The organism is Paracoccus sp. FO-3 (genome assembly GCF_006386455.1).
Classification (GTDB): domain Bacteria; phylum Pseudomonadota; class Alphaproteobacteria; order Rhodobacterales; family Rhodobacteraceae; genus Paracoccus; species Paracoccus versutus.
Window position 1 is genome coordinate 1 of record NZ_VCBQ01000111.1, and the last position, 15,473, is coordinate 15,473.

Annotated in this window: 16 protein-coding genes; 8 read left to right on the forward strand and 8 right to left on the reverse strand. The window is 69.8% G+C overall.

From position 1 onward, the window contains the following. A partial coding sequence (locus FE811_RS22000) for a biotin carboxylase N-terminal domain-containing protein (RefSeq protein ID WP_140848814.1) occupies positions 1–327 on the reverse strand: 327 nt, incomplete at its 3' end. 95 nt (positions 328–422) lie between these two features. Beyond that, positions 423–872, reverse strand: coding sequence for a nucleoside deaminase (locus FE811_RS22005; RefSeq protein ID WP_114535491.1), 450 nt, complete (start codon positions 870–872; stop codon positions 423–425). Between the two features lie 108 nt (positions 873–980). Between FE811_RS22005 and FE811_RS22010 the strand changes: the two genes are divergently transcribed. Further along, positions 981–2,492 carry a pseudouridine synthase gene (locus FE811_RS22010; RefSeq protein ID WP_116220770.1) on the forward strand — a complete coding sequence of 504 codons (1,512 nt, stop codon included), beginning with the start codon at positions 981–983 and terminating at the stop codon, positions 2,490–2,492. 147 nt (positions 2,493–2,639) lie between these two features. Here the strand turns inward: FE811_RS22010 and hemP are convergent, their stop codons facing one another. Together hemP and FE811_RS22020 are read right to left on the reverse strand one after the other, a co-directional pair. Next, the gene (gene hemP, locus FE811_RS22015) at positions 2,640–2,816 is read right to left on the reverse strand and encodes a hemin uptake protein HemP (RefSeq protein WP_010394206.1); all 177 of its coding nucleotides are present in this window, start codon (positions 2,814–2,816) and stop codon (positions 2,640–2,642) included. A 168-nt stretch (positions 2,817–2,984) separates the two neighbouring features. Continuing rightward, entirely contained in the window at positions 2,985–3,947 is a 963-nt protein-coding gene (locus FE811_RS22020; protein WP_116220771.1) for a zinc ABC transporter substrate-binding protein, read from the reverse strand. An 80-nt stretch (positions 3,948–4,027) separates the two neighbouring features. Between FE811_RS22020 and FE811_RS22025 the strand changes: the two genes are divergently transcribed. From FE811_RS22025 to FE811_RS22040, 4 genes are all read left to right on the forward strand, one after another. Next, positions 4,028–4,522 (forward strand): Fur family transcriptional regulator, encoded by a 495-nt coding sequence (locus FE811_RS22025; protein ID WP_116220772.1) that lies wholly within the window; start codon positions 4,028–4,030, stop codon positions 4,520–4,522. Further along, positions 4,519–5,283: a metal ABC transporter ATP-binding protein gene (locus tag FE811_RS22030; protein WP_116220773.1), complete on the forward strand. Its 765-nt coding sequence runs from the start codon at positions 4,519–4,521 to the stop codon at positions 5,281–5,283. Before FE811_RS22025 ends, FE811_RS22030 begins: the two co-directional genes overlap by 4 nt. Positions 5,284–5,289: 6 nt before the next feature. Beyond that, positions 5,290–6,072, forward strand: coding sequence for an iron chelate uptake ABC transporter family permease subunit (locus FE811_RS22035; protein WP_036754754.1), 783 nt, complete (start codon positions 5,290–5,292; stop codon positions 6,070–6,072). A gap of 214 nt (positions 6,073–6,286) precedes the next feature. After that, a complete protein-coding gene (locus FE811_RS22040; protein WP_370362691.1) occupies positions 6,287–6,490 on the forward strand; it encodes a hypothetical protein in 204 nt (67 codons plus the stop codon). A gap of 150 nt (positions 6,491–6,640) precedes the next feature. Here FE811_RS22040 and FE811_RS22045 read toward each other — a convergent pair whose 3' ends face one another. The 4 genes from FE811_RS22045 to FE811_RS22060 form a co-directional block, all read right to left on the reverse strand. Next, a complete protein-coding gene (locus FE811_RS22045) occupies positions 6,641–7,306 on the reverse strand; it encodes a YjbF family lipoprotein (RefSeq protein WP_072462776.1) in 666 nt (221 codons plus the stop codon). Next, entirely contained in the window at positions 7,303–9,504 is a 2,202-nt protein-coding gene (locus FE811_RS22050; RefSeq protein WP_116220774.1) for a YjbH domain-containing protein, read from the reverse strand. The genes FE811_RS22045 and FE811_RS22050 overlap by 4 nt, the downstream gene beginning before the upstream one ends. Before the next feature lie 88 nt (positions 9,505–9,592). Beyond that, positions 9,593–10,489: a hypothetical protein gene (locus FE811_RS22055; RefSeq protein WP_116220775.1), complete on the reverse strand. Its 897-nt coding sequence runs from the start codon at positions 10,487–10,489 to the stop codon at positions 9,593–9,595. Positions 10,490–10,616: 127 nt separating this feature from the next. Next, complete coding sequence (locus tag FE811_RS22060) at positions 10,617–11,999, reverse strand: L-serine ammonia-lyase (protein WP_072462779.1); 1,383 nt, start codon at positions 11,997–11,999, stop codon at positions 10,617–10,619. 227 nt (positions 12,000–12,226) lie between these two features. On the opposite strand from FE811_RS22060, the gene FE811_RS22065 reads away from it, so the two are divergent. The 3 genes from FE811_RS22065 to FE811_RS22075 all read left to right on the forward strand — a co-directional run. Beyond that, positions 12,227–13,234: a tRNA-dihydrouridine synthase gene (locus FE811_RS22065; RefSeq protein ID WP_140848816.1), complete on the forward strand. Its 1,008-nt coding sequence runs from the start codon at positions 12,227–12,229 to the stop codon at positions 13,232–13,234. Beyond that, the gene (locus tag FE811_RS22070; protein WP_116220776.1) at positions 13,231–14,388 is read left to right on the forward strand and encodes a nitrogen regulation protein NR(II); all 1,158 of its coding nucleotides are present in this window, start codon (positions 13,231–13,233) and stop codon (positions 14,386–14,388) included. Before FE811_RS22065 ends, FE811_RS22070 begins: the two co-directional genes overlap by 4 nt. A gap of 9 nt (positions 14,389–14,397) precedes the next feature. Beyond that, on the forward strand, positions 14,398–15,473 hold a 1,076-nt coding region (locus FE811_RS22075), incomplete at its 3' end, for a sigma-54 dependent transcriptional regulator (protein ID WP_140848818.1).

Genomic DNA, 15,473 nt, shown 5'->3' on the forward strand with positions numbered 1-15,473 from the left:
GTCCGAGGAAGGCCCGATGAAGGCGATGCCGGCGGCCTGGCAGGCATCGACGAAATCGGGGTTTTCGGAGAGCAGCCCGTAGCCCGGATGGATGGCATCGGCGCCCGATTCCCTGGCGACGCGGATGATCTCGGCGATGCTGAGATAGGCCGCCACCGGCCCCAGGCCGCCGCCGATGCGGTAGGCCTCGTCCGCCTTGAAGCGGTGCAGGCTCAGCTTGTCTTCCTCGGCATAGACCGCGACCGTCTTCTTGCCCAACTCGTTCGCAGCCCGCATCACGCGGATCGCTATCTCACCACGGTTCGCTACCAAGATCTTTCGGAACATCAGTCCCCCCATGTTCGCCCGGTGGGCATCCTATCCATGCTGCGGTGCAGCGCAAGCACCCTTCGCGACGGTTTCATGACGCGGCTTTTCTCATCTCACCGACGTTCGCGAAAGAAGTCTTGCAGCAGCCGCCGCGATTCTTCTGCCGAAATGCCGTCGATGATCTCTGGCCGGTGATGGCATTGCGGATGGTCGAAGACCCGCGCGCCATGGCGCACGCCGCCCATGCGCGGATCCTCGGCGCCGTAATAGAGCACCGCGATCCGCGCGGCCGAGATGGCGGCGGCGCACATCGGGCAGGGCTCGAGCGTGACCCAGAGCCGCGCGCCGGGCAGGCGTTCCGAACCCAGGGCGGCGCAGGCGGCGCGGATCGCCAGGATCTCGGCATGGGCGGTGGGGTCGCGCAACTCGCGCGTGCGGTTGCCGGCCTGGGCCAGCACCTGGCCGTCGGCGCCGGTCAGCACCGCGCCCACCGGCACCTCGCCGCGCCTTGCGGCGGCGCGGGCTTGGTCCAGGGCTGCGGGCATGTGCGAGGCAAAATCCATGCGCGCTTTTCGCCCGCGCCTGCCGCTTGCGCAAGAACTGCTTTCCATCCTGCGGCATTAAGCGTAGAAGCACCGCTTTGCCACCGCAGAGATGCGCAGGAGATCGCCATGACCGACACGCCCGAATCCGCCCCGAAACCCGCCGCCAAGGCAGAGCGCATCGCCAAGGTGATGGCGCGCGCCGGCGCCGCCTCTCGCCGCGAGGCCGAGCGGATGATCCTGGAAGGCCGCGTGACGGTGAACGGGCAAAAGATCGACAGCCCGGCGCTGGACGTGATGCCCTCGGACAGGATCCGCGTCGACGGCAAGCCGCTGGAAGAGCCGCAGGAGACGCGGCTGTGGCTTTACTACAAGCCCATCGGCCTGGTGACCTCGGCCTCGGATGAAAAGGGACGGCAGACGGTGTTCGACGCCCTGCCGCGCGACCTGCCGCGGGTGATGACCGTGGGGCGGCTGGACCTGAATTCCGAAGGGCTGCTGCTGCTGACCAATGACGGCGAGCTGAAGCGCCGGCTGGAGCTGCCGACCACCGGCTGGCTGCGCCGCTATCGCGTGCGGGTGAACGGCCAGCCGAACGACCTGACCTTTGCGCCGCTGCGCCGCGGCGTCACCATCGAGGGCGAGGAATTCGCGCCGATGGAGATCAGCCTGGACAGCCAGCAGGGCGCCAATGCCTGGCTGACCGTAGGCATCCGCGAGGGCCGCAACCGCGAGATCCGCCGTGCCATGGCCCATGTCGGGCTGATCGTGAACCGGCTGATCCGCATCGGCTATGGCCCTTTCAAGCTGACCGGGCTGGAGGAAAACGAGGTGCGCGAGGTCAAGCGCAAGGTGCTGCGCGACCAGCTGGGCGGGCTCTTGACCGGCGAGGCCGAGGAAAAGCCGCGCAGCTTCCGCGAACGCGGCGCGGCCGAGGGCGATGACCGCCCGCGCAAGCCGCGCGAGGATGGCGAGCGCAGGCCCTTTGCCCGCCGCGAGGGTGGGGAACGCAAGCCTTTTGCCCGTCGTGAGGATGGCGAGCGCAAGCCTTTCGTCAAGCGGGCCGAGGGCGACGCCCGTCCGCGCAATCCGCGCGAGGATGGTGAACGCAAGCCCTTTGCGCGCCGTGAAGACGGTGAGCGCAAGCCTTTCGCCAAGCGCGCCGAGGGCGACGCCCGTCCGCGCAATCCGCGCGAGGATGGTGAACGCAAGCCCTTTGCGCGCCGTGAGGATGGTGAACGCAAGCCTTTCGCCCGGCGCGAGGATGGGGCGCGGCCCTTTGCCAAGCGCGAGGACGGAGGCCGCAAGCCCTTCGCCAAGCGCGAGGATGGCGAGCGCAAGCCCTTTGCCCGCCGCCCGGAGGGCGAAGGCAAGCCCGCGCGCGATGCCAAGCCCTTCGGCAAGGGTCCGCGCGGCGGTCAGCCCGGCTTCAAGGGCGGCGCGAAAGCCGCCGAGGGCGAGCGCAGCTTCAAGCCGCGCGGCGAGGCGGGCTTCAAGCCCAAGGGCCAGGGCAAGCCCGCCCGCGCGTTCCAGACCGGCAAGCCCGGCGCGAAACCTGGCGCGAAACCCGGTGCCCCCAAAACCAGTCGCGCCCCCGGAAAGGGAGCGCGACCAGAGGGAAAAGGCCCGCGGCGCGGCTGATCGCGCCGTCTTGGGAATGGCCGGTGCGGCTGGTCGCGCCGGCTTGCATCATGCAGCGTTGCGGAACGCCGGGTCGATCGCGGCCCCGCTGCATCGCGGAATGCGGAGGGAAGGCCCGCCTGCAGGGGCCGGTCCCTCGGGTGCGGCTTACTTGGTCAGGATCAGCTTGCCGGCGCGGGTGATGCGCAGGTTGTACACCTGGTCGCCCAGCACGATCAGCGCCTGATTGCCGCCGGCAGTCAGCAATTCGGCGTCATATTCGGGAAGTCGTTGCAGGGCGGTCACGCCGGGACGCGTGAATTCGGCGGGGCGGGTCGCGGTCATGTCCAGTTCCTCGTTTCTGTCGCGGTGATCGTAACCTGACAAATTTCCTAAGGGATGTCAAAGGAAAATAGTCGGGAATTGTGTTTCCCATAACCTGCCGATTTGCAACGGAAAAGGCGGACCCTTTCCAGGCCCGCCTGTTCCTTGTCCCTTATTTTCCGGCAGATTTCAGTCCGTGCCCAGGCAATCGGCCAGGGCCGAGGCCATGCCGCGCAGGGTTTCGGCGTAAAGCCCGGCGCCGGGGGTGGCGCCGGTGCCCTCGGGGTCGAGTGCGATGCCCTGGCGAATCTCGCTGCCTTCGATCACCGCGGCGATCAGCTTCGGGTCGTGATTCGCCTCGGGGAAGGCGCAGATGGCGCCATTCTCGGCGATCTCGGCGCGAATCGCCTGGAGCCGCGCGGCCGAGGGCGTCGAGGCATCGCCCAGGCTGACCGCGATCGCCGGCTCCAGCCGGTAATGCTCGGTGAAATAGCCATAGGCGTCGTGGAAGACGACGAAGCGCTTGCCCTGGGCGGGGGACAGCGTGGCCTGCAACTCGGCGTCCAGCGCGGCGATTTCCTCGGCGGCCCTGGCGGCATTGGCGGCATAGGTGGCGGCGTTCTCGGGGTCGCGCCGGGACAGGGTCTCGGCGATGGCGGTGAGCCAGGCTTGTCCGTTCGCCGGGTCCAGCCAGGCATGGGGGTCGGTGCCACTGTGGTCGTGGCCTTCATGCCCCTGTTCCCCGGCATGGCCGTGGTCATGATGCTCATGCTCATGCTCATGCTCATGCTCATGCTCATCGCCGGCATAGTCCCGGCGATGCGTGGCGGGCAGGTGCAGCAGGGTCAGCATCTCGGCCTGCGGGGAAAGGCTCGTGGCCGCGCGCTCGAGCCAGGGGGTCAGTTCCGGGCCGACCCAGATCAGCAGGCCGGCATCCTGCACGCTGCGCGCCTGGCTGGGGCGCAGCTGGTAGTCGTGCGGATCGCCGCCGGCTTGCAGCAGGATCTCGGGCTGGCCCAGCTCGCCCATGACCTGTTGCACCAGGGCGCCGACGACCGGGATGTCGGTCACGACCCGCGGTGCCTCGGCCCAGGCGGGCAGGGCGGTGCTGCCCAACGCGGCGGCAAGAAGAAGGGAAGAATATCGGATCATGGCGGACTCACTTGCAGAAACGCCAAGGTTATTTATGTTATATCGTAACTCGTCAAGCAAAAATGTAACGATATAACATCATGACCCCCCCGGAATCCCCCCCCGATCCGTTTCACGAACACGACCATGCCCATTGCGCGGCAGCCGTGCTGCGCCGCGCCGAGGAACAGGCGAGGGTCGAGGGTGTGCGCCTGACCCCGGTGCGCCGCCGCGCGCTGGAGATCCTGCTGGAATCGCATCGCGCCATGGGCGCCTATGAGGTGCTGGAGCGGCTGTCGGCCGAGGGCTTCGGCAAGCAGCCCCCCGTCGCCTACCGGGCGCTGGATTTCCTGGTCGAGCAGGGGCTGGCCCATCGCGTCCAGCGGCTGAACGCCTATGCCGCCTGCCTTTCGACCGAGCGCGACCACTCGCCGGCCTTCCTGATCTGCCGCGGCTGCGAGCAGGTGGCCGAGGCCGATGCGCCCGAGCTGCGGGCGGCGCTGGACCGGCTTGCCGGGGCCACCGGCTTTCACGTCGAGCGCAGCACCGTCGAGCTGCTGGGCCTTTGCGCGCGCTGCTCCGAGGCCGGGCTGTGACGGCGCTGATCCGTGCCACCGACCTGTCGGTCAGCCATGGCGGCGACCTGCCGGTGCTGAACCATGTCGATTTCCTGATCCGCCCCGGCGAGATCGTTACCGTGGTCGGTCCGAACGGCTCGGGCAAGTCGACGCTGGTGCGGGCGCTTCTGGGCCATGTCGCGCTGGCCTCGGGCCGGGTCGAGCGGGCGCCGGGGCTGCGCATCGGCTATGTGCCGCAGCGCGTGCATATCGAGCGGGCCATGCCGATGACCGTGCGCCGCTTCCTGTCGCTGCCGCGCCGCGTGGGCGACGCGCAGGCCGCCGCGGCGCTGGAGCGGACCGGCGTTCCGGGGCTGGAGGCGCGGCAGATCACCGCGCTGTCGGGCGGGCAGTTCCAGCGCGTGCTGCTGGCCCGCGCCCTGCTTGGCGACCCGCAGCTTCTGGTGCTGGACGAGCCGACGCAGGGCCTGGACCAGCCCGGCATCGTCGCCTTCTACAAGCTGATCGAGGAGGTCAGGGCCGAGACCGGCGTCGCCGTGCTGATGGTCAGCCACGATCTCTTGGTGGTCATGCGCGCCTCGGACCGGGTGGTGTGCCTGAACGGCCATGTCTGCTGCGAGGGCACGCCGCAGGCGGTCAGCGCCGCGCCCGCCTATCGCGCCATGTTCGGCGCCGAATCGCAGGGCACGCTGGCGCTTTACCAGCATCACCATGATCACGACCACGACCATGTCGCAGAGGGCCATCGCCACGGCCCGGCCTGCGCCCATACGCATTGAGGCCCCATGCTTGACGACTTCCTGACCCGAGCCGCCCTGGCGGGGCTTGGCCTTGTGCTGGCGACGGGGGCGCTGGGTTCCTTCGTGGTCTGGCGCCGCATGGCCTATTTCGGCGATTCGACCGCCCATGCGGCGATCCTGGGCGTGGCGCTGAGCTTCGTCTTCTCGCTGCCGATCTATCTGGGCACGCTGGCCGTGGCCGTCGCCATGGCGCTGATCGTGGCGCATCTTACGGCGCGGGGCCAGTCCATGGATACGGTGCTGGGCGTGCTCGCGCATAGCGCGCTGGCGCTGGGGCTGGTGGGGGTCAGCTTCGTGCCCTCGCTGCGGGTGGGGCTGGACGCGTTCCTGTTCGGCGACATCCTGGCGGTGACGCGGACCGACCTGGCCTGGATCTGGGCCGGCGCGGCGGCGGTCCTGGGGCTGCTCATCTGGCGCTGGCAGCGGCTGGTGACGGCCTCGGTCAACGAGGAACTGGCCATGGCGGCGGGAATCGATCCGGCGCGCGAGCGGCTGATCCTGTCCCTGGCGCTGGCCCTGGTGGTGGCCATCGCGATTCGGATCGTGGGGGCGCTGCTGATCTCGGCCATGCTGATCGTGCCGGCGGCGGCGGCGCGGGGATTCTCGGCAACGCCCGAGCGGATGGCGGGTTCCGCCACCCTGATCGGCGCGGTTTCGGTCTTTGGCGGACTTTGGGCCAGCCTTTGGTTCGACACGCCCGCGGGCCCGTCGATCGTGGCCTGTGCGGCGATGATTTATGCAGCCACATTAGTGGTTTGCAGGAGATGACCGGCCACGGCCGGCAGGCGGGAACCCGCGGGTTTTCGCCGATCCGGCGGCGGCATCTCGCCGAGCGCGGCGGGTGTTGGCTATTATGCAACAGTCGCCCGAGGCGCGCGTGATTTCCCGATCAAGACCGCTTTCCAAGTCCTTGGGATTATGCGACTGTCTCAGCGATGTTGCCGGCAACGGCAGCCGTCAAAGTACTGAACGGAGCATGATCATGACCAAATTCGCTACCTTCGCCCTGGCCCTGGGCCTGTCGGCTTCGACCGCTCTCGCCGGTGGCTATGTTGCCCCGGTCGTTGAAGTCGAGCCGGTTGTCGTTGACGAGAAGCCCGCTTCGACCAACGCTGGCCTCGTCGTTCCGGCTCTGCTGCTGCTGGGCGTCATCGCCGCCGTCGCTTCGGACGACGACGACAGCTGATCGCCGAACGGAACTTCGGTTCCGCAAAGTTGAAGGGGCTGGCCCTTGGCCAGCCCTTTTTTTCATGTCCGGCCATCCGTCGCCCGCTCGGCTGCTGGCATAAAAAAACCGGCCGCGCGGGCCGGTTTTCCTATCGTCACTTGCGGCCTGTCAGGGGCGCAGCGTCTGGATGGTGATATAGCCCAGCCTCGGGCCAAGCCATTGCCGCGACACCGGCAGATGCCCGCCCTGCGGCATGAAGCTGTTCTGGAAGCGCGCGCCGTGGCCTTCGCAGCTTTCCAGGATCACCCCCGCCGCCGGTCCCGGCCCGGTGGTGCAGTCGAAGCTCAGCGGCCGTTCCAGCCCGTCGCCGCTGTAATAGCGCATGACGCGCGGGGCCGAGCCCGAGCGGCCGGCGCGGATCAGCGCCTCGGTCTGCGGTTCGGCGACCGACAGGTCGTTGCCCAGCCCCCGCGTGCCGATCACCATGCCGTCGCGCAGGATCAGCGCCTCTTTCGAGGGCGCCATATAGGTGCGCATGGCGCCGTTCTGGCCGGTCATCGCCATGACCTGCGTGCGGCCCAGCGATTCGAAGCCCACCAGGATCAGCGGCGCCGGGTTGACCCGCAGCGCCTCGGCGGCCATCTGCTCGGGCGTGCGCGGGGCCGGGGCCTCCTGGGCCGCGCCACCGCGCATTCCGGCCAGCGTGCCGCCGGCCGTCTTGGCGGCAATCAGCAGCGGGTTGGCCTCCCGGCCGGTATCGTCGTTGCCGCAGGCGGCCAGGCCGGCGATCAGCAGCGCCGAAAGGGCGGCCTTGTGGATACGGGTCGCGATCATCGCCAGAACCTCCCCCAGCCTTGGTAAAGTTTGACGGATTGCGCGTCCCGGACCTTGTCGTAGAGCCGCCCGTCCACGTTCACGCGCGCCCCGCCGTCGCGCGACAGCGACCGCAGCGTGCTGCTTGCGCGATCCCGCGTCGGCGTGCCCGCGGCCCAGGCCACCGGGATCGAGATCGTCAGCCCCTTGTCGAAGGAACCCTCGCCGAATTCCTCGTCGCTGAGGTTGGTCTTGGTGGCGAAGGCGCCGATGCGCCAGCCATTGGCGAATTCGCGGGTCAGGGTGAAGGTCGCGCCCTTGTCACCGGCCAGGTATTTGCCGACGTCCAGCTGCGCGGTGAAGCCATTGGCGAATTCGTAATAGGCCGAGACATGGCCGGTCGTGACCTCGTAGTCGCGGAAGCCGAAGACATCCTCGAAATCGCGCTTCTTGACCCGGTTCACCTCGGCGCCGAAGGCCAGGGGCGAATTGGCCGGCTTCCACAGCACCTCGGTCGAGACGCCGCCATAGGCGCGCTCCAACAGGCCGACGGTGACGCGGGAATAGATCGCCTCGGTCGGCTGGGCATACCAGGCCAGCGTCAACTCGGGGATCGTCGGGCTGTCGTTGCCGGTATACATGCGGGTGTCCGAACGCACGCGCGGCACGCCGTTCAGGTATTCGTTGGCCGGATCCGAGACATATTCCTCGGGCGTGTAATGCTCGCCGCGCTGGCCGGGGATGCCGGGGCCGCGCTGCTCCATGCTGCCGAAGGCGCGCTGGCGGATGGTGCCCGAGACGATCAGCCCCGGCATGAACTCGTAGCTCGCCTTCAACTGCGCCCCGGTCTCATAGCGCAGCGGGTCCTGCGGGTCGAAGAGCCCGATGTCCAGATAGGGCGCCAGGTTCCAGCGGAAGCGCGGGAACAGGCCCGGTGTCGTGACCAGGTCGCCCGGCCGCGGATCGGCATCGACCAGCTGCGAGGCATCGGCGATGCGGCCGGCCTCGGTATTCTCCAGCCGCTCGACGTCCGAGCGTTTCAGCACCACGGACGAGGTCGCCATGCCGTCGGTGTTCGAGGTGATGACCAGCGTTTCGACCGAGGGCGGCAGCGCGCGGGTCATCAGCCGGGCGGTGCGGCCCACGGCCTCGGACTGCTGGATATAGCGGGTGTTGCGGATGCGCACCTCGGCCCGGTTGCCGGACAGGGACATGGATTCGAGGATCTGGCCCTCGTCCTTCAGCGCCCCGGCCAGCGCAGTCTGGATCGCCGGCTGCGCGGTCGGATCTGCGGACCAGGCGCCCGACCAGCCCTCGGGATCGGCCGAGGGCGCGGGGCGCGGCTTGACCGGCGCCGGCGCCTTTTCCAGCCCCGAGGGGAAGGGCGCGTTGCGCGGGTTCAGCGCAAAGCTGAACTGGGCGCCGAACATGTCGCCGCCGATGGTATAGAGCCCGACCTGATAGCTGGGGCTGAAGGTGTAATAGGCGCCCAGGTTCAGCTTGCTGCCCGGCTCGCCGTCGCCCTGCGGGATCTCCTCGACATGGCCGTCGGGGAACAGGTTGCGGACCAGATACTTGTCATTGGAATATTCCGCCACCAGCCGCAGCTTGTCGGTGGCCTGCCAGGTGATCGAGCCGAAGGGCCGGGCCTTGCCGCGGAACCATTCGTCGACCTGCGGCTTGCCGCCGGTGTCGCCGATCTCGATCAGGCGCGGATCGCCCCCCAGCGTGCCCCAGCCGATGCCGACGCTGGCACGCAGCCGGGGCGTGATGGTCTTGGTGGCGACGATGTATTCGCCGGAATAGATGCCGGTGCCCAGGAAGTCCTGCAGGCCGATGGCCACGGCCGGACGCCAGCCCTGTTCGTCCACGACCTGGAAGCGGATGTCGAACGAGCGGTCCCAGATATGGCCCAGCTCGTTGTGGTCGTTGATGCCTTCGACCCGGGAATAGCGCAGCGCGGTGGTGATACGCGGATGCAGCTGGAAGATCACGTTATGGCGCCGCGCCGCCTTGTTGTAGGACACGGTGCCGCCCAGGGTGCCGTCGGGCAGCATTTCGGCCGTGGGCGTTTCGACCCCGCCCGGCAGGCCGTAGCTGTTCAGCACATCGCCGATCAGCGGGTCGGTGCGGGCCGGGCTGGTGCCGAGACCCAGAAGCAGCGCAACTGGCACGGTCGAGGCCAGCAGGCGACGGGTAAGCATCGAATGGGCGCGCATCGCGGCTCCTCTCAGGTCGTGGCCCGCAGCGAGGCGGCGGGTGGGCCGGCGCCGCGCGGGCCTTGCCGCACGGCGCCCGGATCTTGGCTTATTCGCTCGGGGCGGGCGGCTCGGGCAGGATCAGGGCCGGGGCCGGGACACCGCTTGTCGTATCCGACCCGCCGGAAGCCGGAGGGGTCGCCGGCGCCGCCGAACCGTCGGTCGTGGGCGTTTCGGCGTCCGGCGCGCCGGTCGCGGCGCCGGACGCCGGCGTCTCGGCCGTGCTGCCCGCCGAAGGGGCGGTTGTCGGCGCGCTGCCGGTCGCCGGCGTTTCGGGCGTCGTGTTGGTGGTCGGCGTCGTGCCGGTGGTGGTCTCCGCCGGTGCCGGTGCCGGTGCCGGTGCCGTCGTGGGGGCTTCCGTCTCGGGCGTTGCGGTCGCGGGCGTGGTTTCGGGCTTGGCCGCGGGCGCTGCCGGTTTCGGCTGGGCCTTGGGCTTGGGCGCGGCCGACGAGGCGCGGACCTGCGCCTTGGGCATGGTGTCGGTCGGCACGGCGCAGCCGCTCAGGCGCTGGCTGCCGACGCGCAGCCGCGCGGTGAAGGGCGTCTTCTGCCCGCCCGCCTCGCATTCCGCCGCCTGGATGTTCAGCGCAAAGACCGAACCGTTCATCGAGCCGATGAACTCGACCCCCCGGCCATAGGCCATGCGCCGCACGGTGACGCCGACCGATTTCGCGCCGGGCCGTTCGTAGACGGCGGTCTTGTCGGCGGCGGTCGCGGTCCAGCCGGGGCCGGCGGCGCGGAACATGGCCGTGCCCAGCGTGCTGGCCTCGGCGGTGGCGACGGGCTTGCCCTCGGTCCCGGTCTCGATCGGCGCTTCCAGCGGCGAGACGCCGGGCGGGCCGGAATGGGCGGGGGCCTCGGGTTCGGAGGACTGGAAGGGCAGTTCGCCGCAGGCGGCAAGGGCTACAGTCATCGAAAGAACGGCGAATGCCGAACGGAATTTCATCTGCTCTGTCCCGGTTCCGTGGGTTTTGCTTATGCTGATTGGCTACAGGAAGGGCAGGGCTGGGGCAAGCGCCGACAGGGCCCGGCTTGCGCCAAACCCCCGGTTTGCGCGATTCTTTGCACGCGGTTCAGCAGTTGGGCACATTGACGGCTAGGCCGCCGAGCGAGGTTTCCTTGTATTTGTCGCTCATGTCGCGGCCGGTCTGGCGCATGGTCTCGATGGCGGCGTCCAGCGGCACGAAATGCTGGCCGTCGCCGCGCAGGGCCAGGCTGGCCGCCGAGACCGCCTTGATGGCGCCCAGGCCGTTCCTTTCGATGCAGGGCACCTGCACCAGCCCCTTCACCGGGTCGCAGGTCATGCCCAGGTGATGCTCCAGCGCGATTTCGGCGGCGTTCTCGACCTGGGTGACCGTGCCGCCCATCACGGCGCAGATCCCCGCCGCCGCCATGGCCGAGGCCGAGCCGACCTCGGCCTGGCAGCCGCATTCCGCGCCCGAGATCGAGGCGTTGTGCTTGATCAGCCCGCCGATGGCCGCCGCCGTCAGCAGGAACTCGTCGAGCTGGCGCTCCGAGGCGCCGGGCACATGGTCGAGCCAATAGCGCACCACCGCCGGCACCACGCCCGCCGCGCCGTTCGTCGGCGCGGTCACGACCTGGCCGCCGGCGGCGTTTTCCTCGTTCACCGCCATGGCATAGATCGACATCCAGTCGTTGATGACATGCGGCGCGGTCAGGTTCATGCCGGATTCGGCCTTCAGCGCCTCGTGGATGGCGGCCGCGCGGCGGCGGATCGACAAGCCGCCGGGCAGGATGCCGCCCGTCGCCAGCCCGCGGTCCATGCAATCGCGCATCACCTGCCAGATGCGGCGGATGCCGGCGGAAATCTCGGCGTCGCTGCGATACACCCGCTCGTTCTCGCGCTTCATCTGGGCGATGGACTTGCCCGATCTTTCGGCCATCTCCAGCATCTCGGCGGCCGAGGCAAAGGGGAAGGGCACCCTGGGAGAGGCATCCGTGCGGGTATCGTCGCCGCGCGCCTCCAGCTCGCCCTCGGTCATCACGAAGCCGCCGCCGATGGAATAATAGACCTCGCGGAAGATCACGTCGCCCTGCTGGTCGGTCGCCATCAGCACCATGCCGTTGGCATGGCCGGGCAGGGCGCGGTCGTAGTCGAAGATCAGGTCGCGCGCCGGATCGAAGGCCAGCTCGCCCAGCCCCTCGGGCGACAGGATCTTCGTCTCGCGGTTGCGGGCCAGCGCCGCCTCGGCCGCCTCGGCATCCATGGTTTCGGGCAGGAAACCGGCCAGGCCCAGGATGGTGGCGCGGTCGGTCGCATGGCCCTTGCCGGTAAAGGCCAGGCTGCCATGCAGGCTGGCGCGCAATCCATGCGCGCGGAACGGCTGCTGGCGCAGCGCGTCCAGAAAGCGGCCTCCGGCCACCATCGGCCCCATGGTATGGGACGAGGAAGGGCCGACTCCGATCTTGAAGATGTCGAAGACGGAAAGAAACATCGCGCACTCCTAGCTGGCGTGGAAAGCCTAGCCGCCGCGGCCCGTCCAAGCCAGCGCGGTTGCGACAGGCGACTTGAAGCTCCGCGACATTTGACGAAACCGGGCCTGCCGACTATTTAGGCATCAAGCATGAAAAAGCGGCAAATTCGGGCATGGCGCAAAAGCCTGCCGATCAGGCACAAGCCGTTTTCTTTCGCATTCCCGCCGACTGGCATACGAGTTTTCCCATGACACTGCCCGAACCCATCACCCTTGGCACCACGCGGCTTGGCCCGCCGGTCTTCCTGGCGCCCATGGCCGGGATCACCGACCTGGCCTTTCGCCGCGCCGTCGCGCGCCATGGCGGGGCGGGGCTGATGGTCAGCGAGATGGTCGCCTCGACCGAGATGGTGACGCCGCGGCCGTCCACCCGCGCCGCCGTGCGCGCCAAGGCGCTGACCGAGGGCGCATTGCCGGTCAGCGTCCAGATCGCCGGGCGCGAGGCGGGCGCCATGGCCGAGACGGCGCGGATCGTTGCCGGCATGGGCGCGCGCATCGTCGACATCAACATGGGCTGCCCGGCCAAGAAGGTGACGGGGGGGCTGTCGGGTGCGGCCTTGATGCGCGACCTCGACCATGCGCTGGGGCTGATCGACGCGGTGGTCGCCGCCGTGCCCGACCTGCCGGTGACGCTGAAGATGCGGCTGGGCTGGGACGCGGATTGCCTGAACGCGCCGGAACTGGCGCGCCGCGCGGCCGGGGCGGGGGTGCGGATGCTGACCGTGCATGGCCGCACGCGGGCGCAGTTCTATACCGGCAGCGCCGATTGGGCCGCCATCCGCCAGGTCGCGAACCTNGTGGACGCGGCCTCGGCCCGCGCGGCGCTGCGGCAATCGGGCGCCGATGCGGTCATGGTCGGACGCGGCGCGCAGGGCGCGCCCTGGCGGCTGGCGCAGATCGCGCACGCGCTTTGGGGCACGCCCCGGCCCGAGGTGCCGCAGGGCGCCCGGCTGGCCGAGGCGGTGGCCGAGCATTACGACGACATCCTGTCGCTTTACGGGCGCGAACTGGGCCTGCGCGTCGCCCGCAAGCACCTGGGCTGGTATGCCGAGGCGAACGGCGCCCCGAACCGCGCCGAACTGCTGCGCGCGCCCACGCCCGAGGCGGCGCTGTCCGCGATCCGCGCGGGCTTCGGCGATGCGCCCGCTGCCGATGTCCCCGAACAGAACTCCCCGGCCACTGAGGCGCCTTCATGACCAGCCGTGCCGCGTCCGACATGCTGCCCGATCCCGAGATGGAGGCCGGCGGCGGCTTTGTCCCGGCAGAGGTGGGGCCGAACTGGTCGGCGCTTCCGCTGCCGGCGATCATCCTGGACGCGCAGGGCCGCATCGCGGCGATGAACGACCTGGCCGAGGCCTTCCTGAATATCTCCTGCCGCTCTTCGCTGGGGCAGGCGCTGGAGGGGGCCGAGATGCTCAAGCGGCTGCGCATCGTGCCCACGCTGGGCTCGATCCTGGAACGGATGCGCGAGGGCCATGACGCGCTGAACCGCGCCGGCGTGCGTTTCGAGATCGGCGACCGCTCCGGCGGGCATTCCGACCGCATCGGCACCATCCATGCCGGGCCTGCGCCCAGCCCGGCGGGGGGCACGGTGATCCTGATCTCGCCCCTCGACGGGGCCGGGCGGCTGGGGCAGGGGCAGGCGGCGCGCTCGGCCGCGCGCTCGGCCATCGGCATGGCCGAGATGCTGGCGCATGAGATCAAGAACCCGCTGGCCGGCATCCGCGGCGCGGCGCAGCTGATCGGCATGAACCTCAAGGCCGAGGACCGCGACCTGGCCGACCTGATCGTCGCGGAATCGCGCCGCATCGTCGAGTTGCTGGACCAGGTGGAACGCTTCGGCGACACCTCGGCGCCGCGGCTTTCGGCCGTGAACGTCCATGACGTGCTGGAGCGGGTGCGCCGCTCGGCCGCGGTGGGTTTCGGCAAGGGGCTGCGCATCGTGCCCGACTATGACCCCTCGCTGCCGCCGGCGCTGGCCGATCCCGACCAGCTGGTGCAGGTCTGCCTGAACCTGGTCAAGAACGCGGCCGAGGCGATCGGGCGGGCGCGGCGGGGCGGCACCATCCGCATCCGCAGCTTCTACGACGGCACCCTGCGCCTGGCGCCGACCGAGGCCGAGCCGCAGGGCCGCAGCCTGCCCCTGCAGATCGAGATCGAGGACGACGGCCCCGGCATCCCCGAATCGCTGATCGCCGAGGTCTTCGAGCCCTTCGTCTCGGGGCGCGAGAACGGCACCGGCCTGGGGCTGGCGCTGGTTTCCAAGATCATCACCGACCATGGCGCCTGGATCGCGCTCGATTCGCGCTCCGGTCGCACCGTTTTCCGCATCTCCCTGCCCAAAGCCTGAGGTTTTCCCATGGACGGCACCGTTCTGATCGCTGACGACGACCGCACCATCCGCACGGTCCTGACCCAGGCCCTGACCCGCGCGGGCTGCCGGGTCCATGCCACCGGCTCGCTGGCGCAACTCCTGCGCTGGGTCGAGGAGGGGCGGGGCGACCTGGTCATCACCGACGTGATGATGCCCGACGGCAACGGCATCGACATGATCCCGGCGATCCGCAAGGCGCGGCCCGACCTGCCGGTGATCGTGATCTCGGCCCAGAACACCATCGTCACCGCCATCCGCGCCACCGAGGCCGCCGCCTTCGACTACCTGCCCAAGCCCTTCGACCTGCCGGACCTGATGGCGCGGGCGGGCCAGGCGCTGTCGCGGCGGCTGCGCAAGTCCGACCCGGCCCCGGCCCCGGCGGCGCCCGAGACCGGCGCCGATCCGGCCCTGCCGCTGATCGGCCATGCGCCCTCGATGCAGAACCTGTTCCGCATGGTCGCGCGGGTGCTGAACGCCGACCTGCCGGTGATGATCGCGGGCGAGGCGGGGGTGGGCAAGACCGTGGTCGCGCGCTCGTTCCACGACCTGTCGGACCGGCGCGAGGCGGGATTCGTCGTGCTGACCTCGGCCGACCTCTCCGAAGAGACCATTCACGGCACCGCCGACCGTGCCCAGGGCGGCACGCTGCTGATCGAGGATCCGGCCGGCTTCGACGCCGCCGCCCAGGCCCGGCTGATCGGCATGATCGAGGCATGGGAGGTCGGCCCCGGCCGCAACCTGATGCCGCGCCTGATTTCCACCACCGGGCCCGATCCGCAGGCGGACGTGGGTTCCGGGCGGCTGCGGGCGGACCTGTATTACCGGCTGGCGGGGGTGACGATCACCGTGCCGCCGCTGCGCGCCCGGCTGGACGACATCCCGCCGCTGGCGCGCCACCTGCTGGCGCGGGCCGCCGCGCAGGGCCTGCCGCAGCGCACGCTGTCCGAGGGCGCGGCGGCGCTGATCCGCGCCTATCCCTTTCCCGGCAACGTGCGCGAGCTGGAAAACCTGATGCGCCGGCTGGCGCTGACCGCCGCCGCCGCCGAGATCACCGAGGCCGA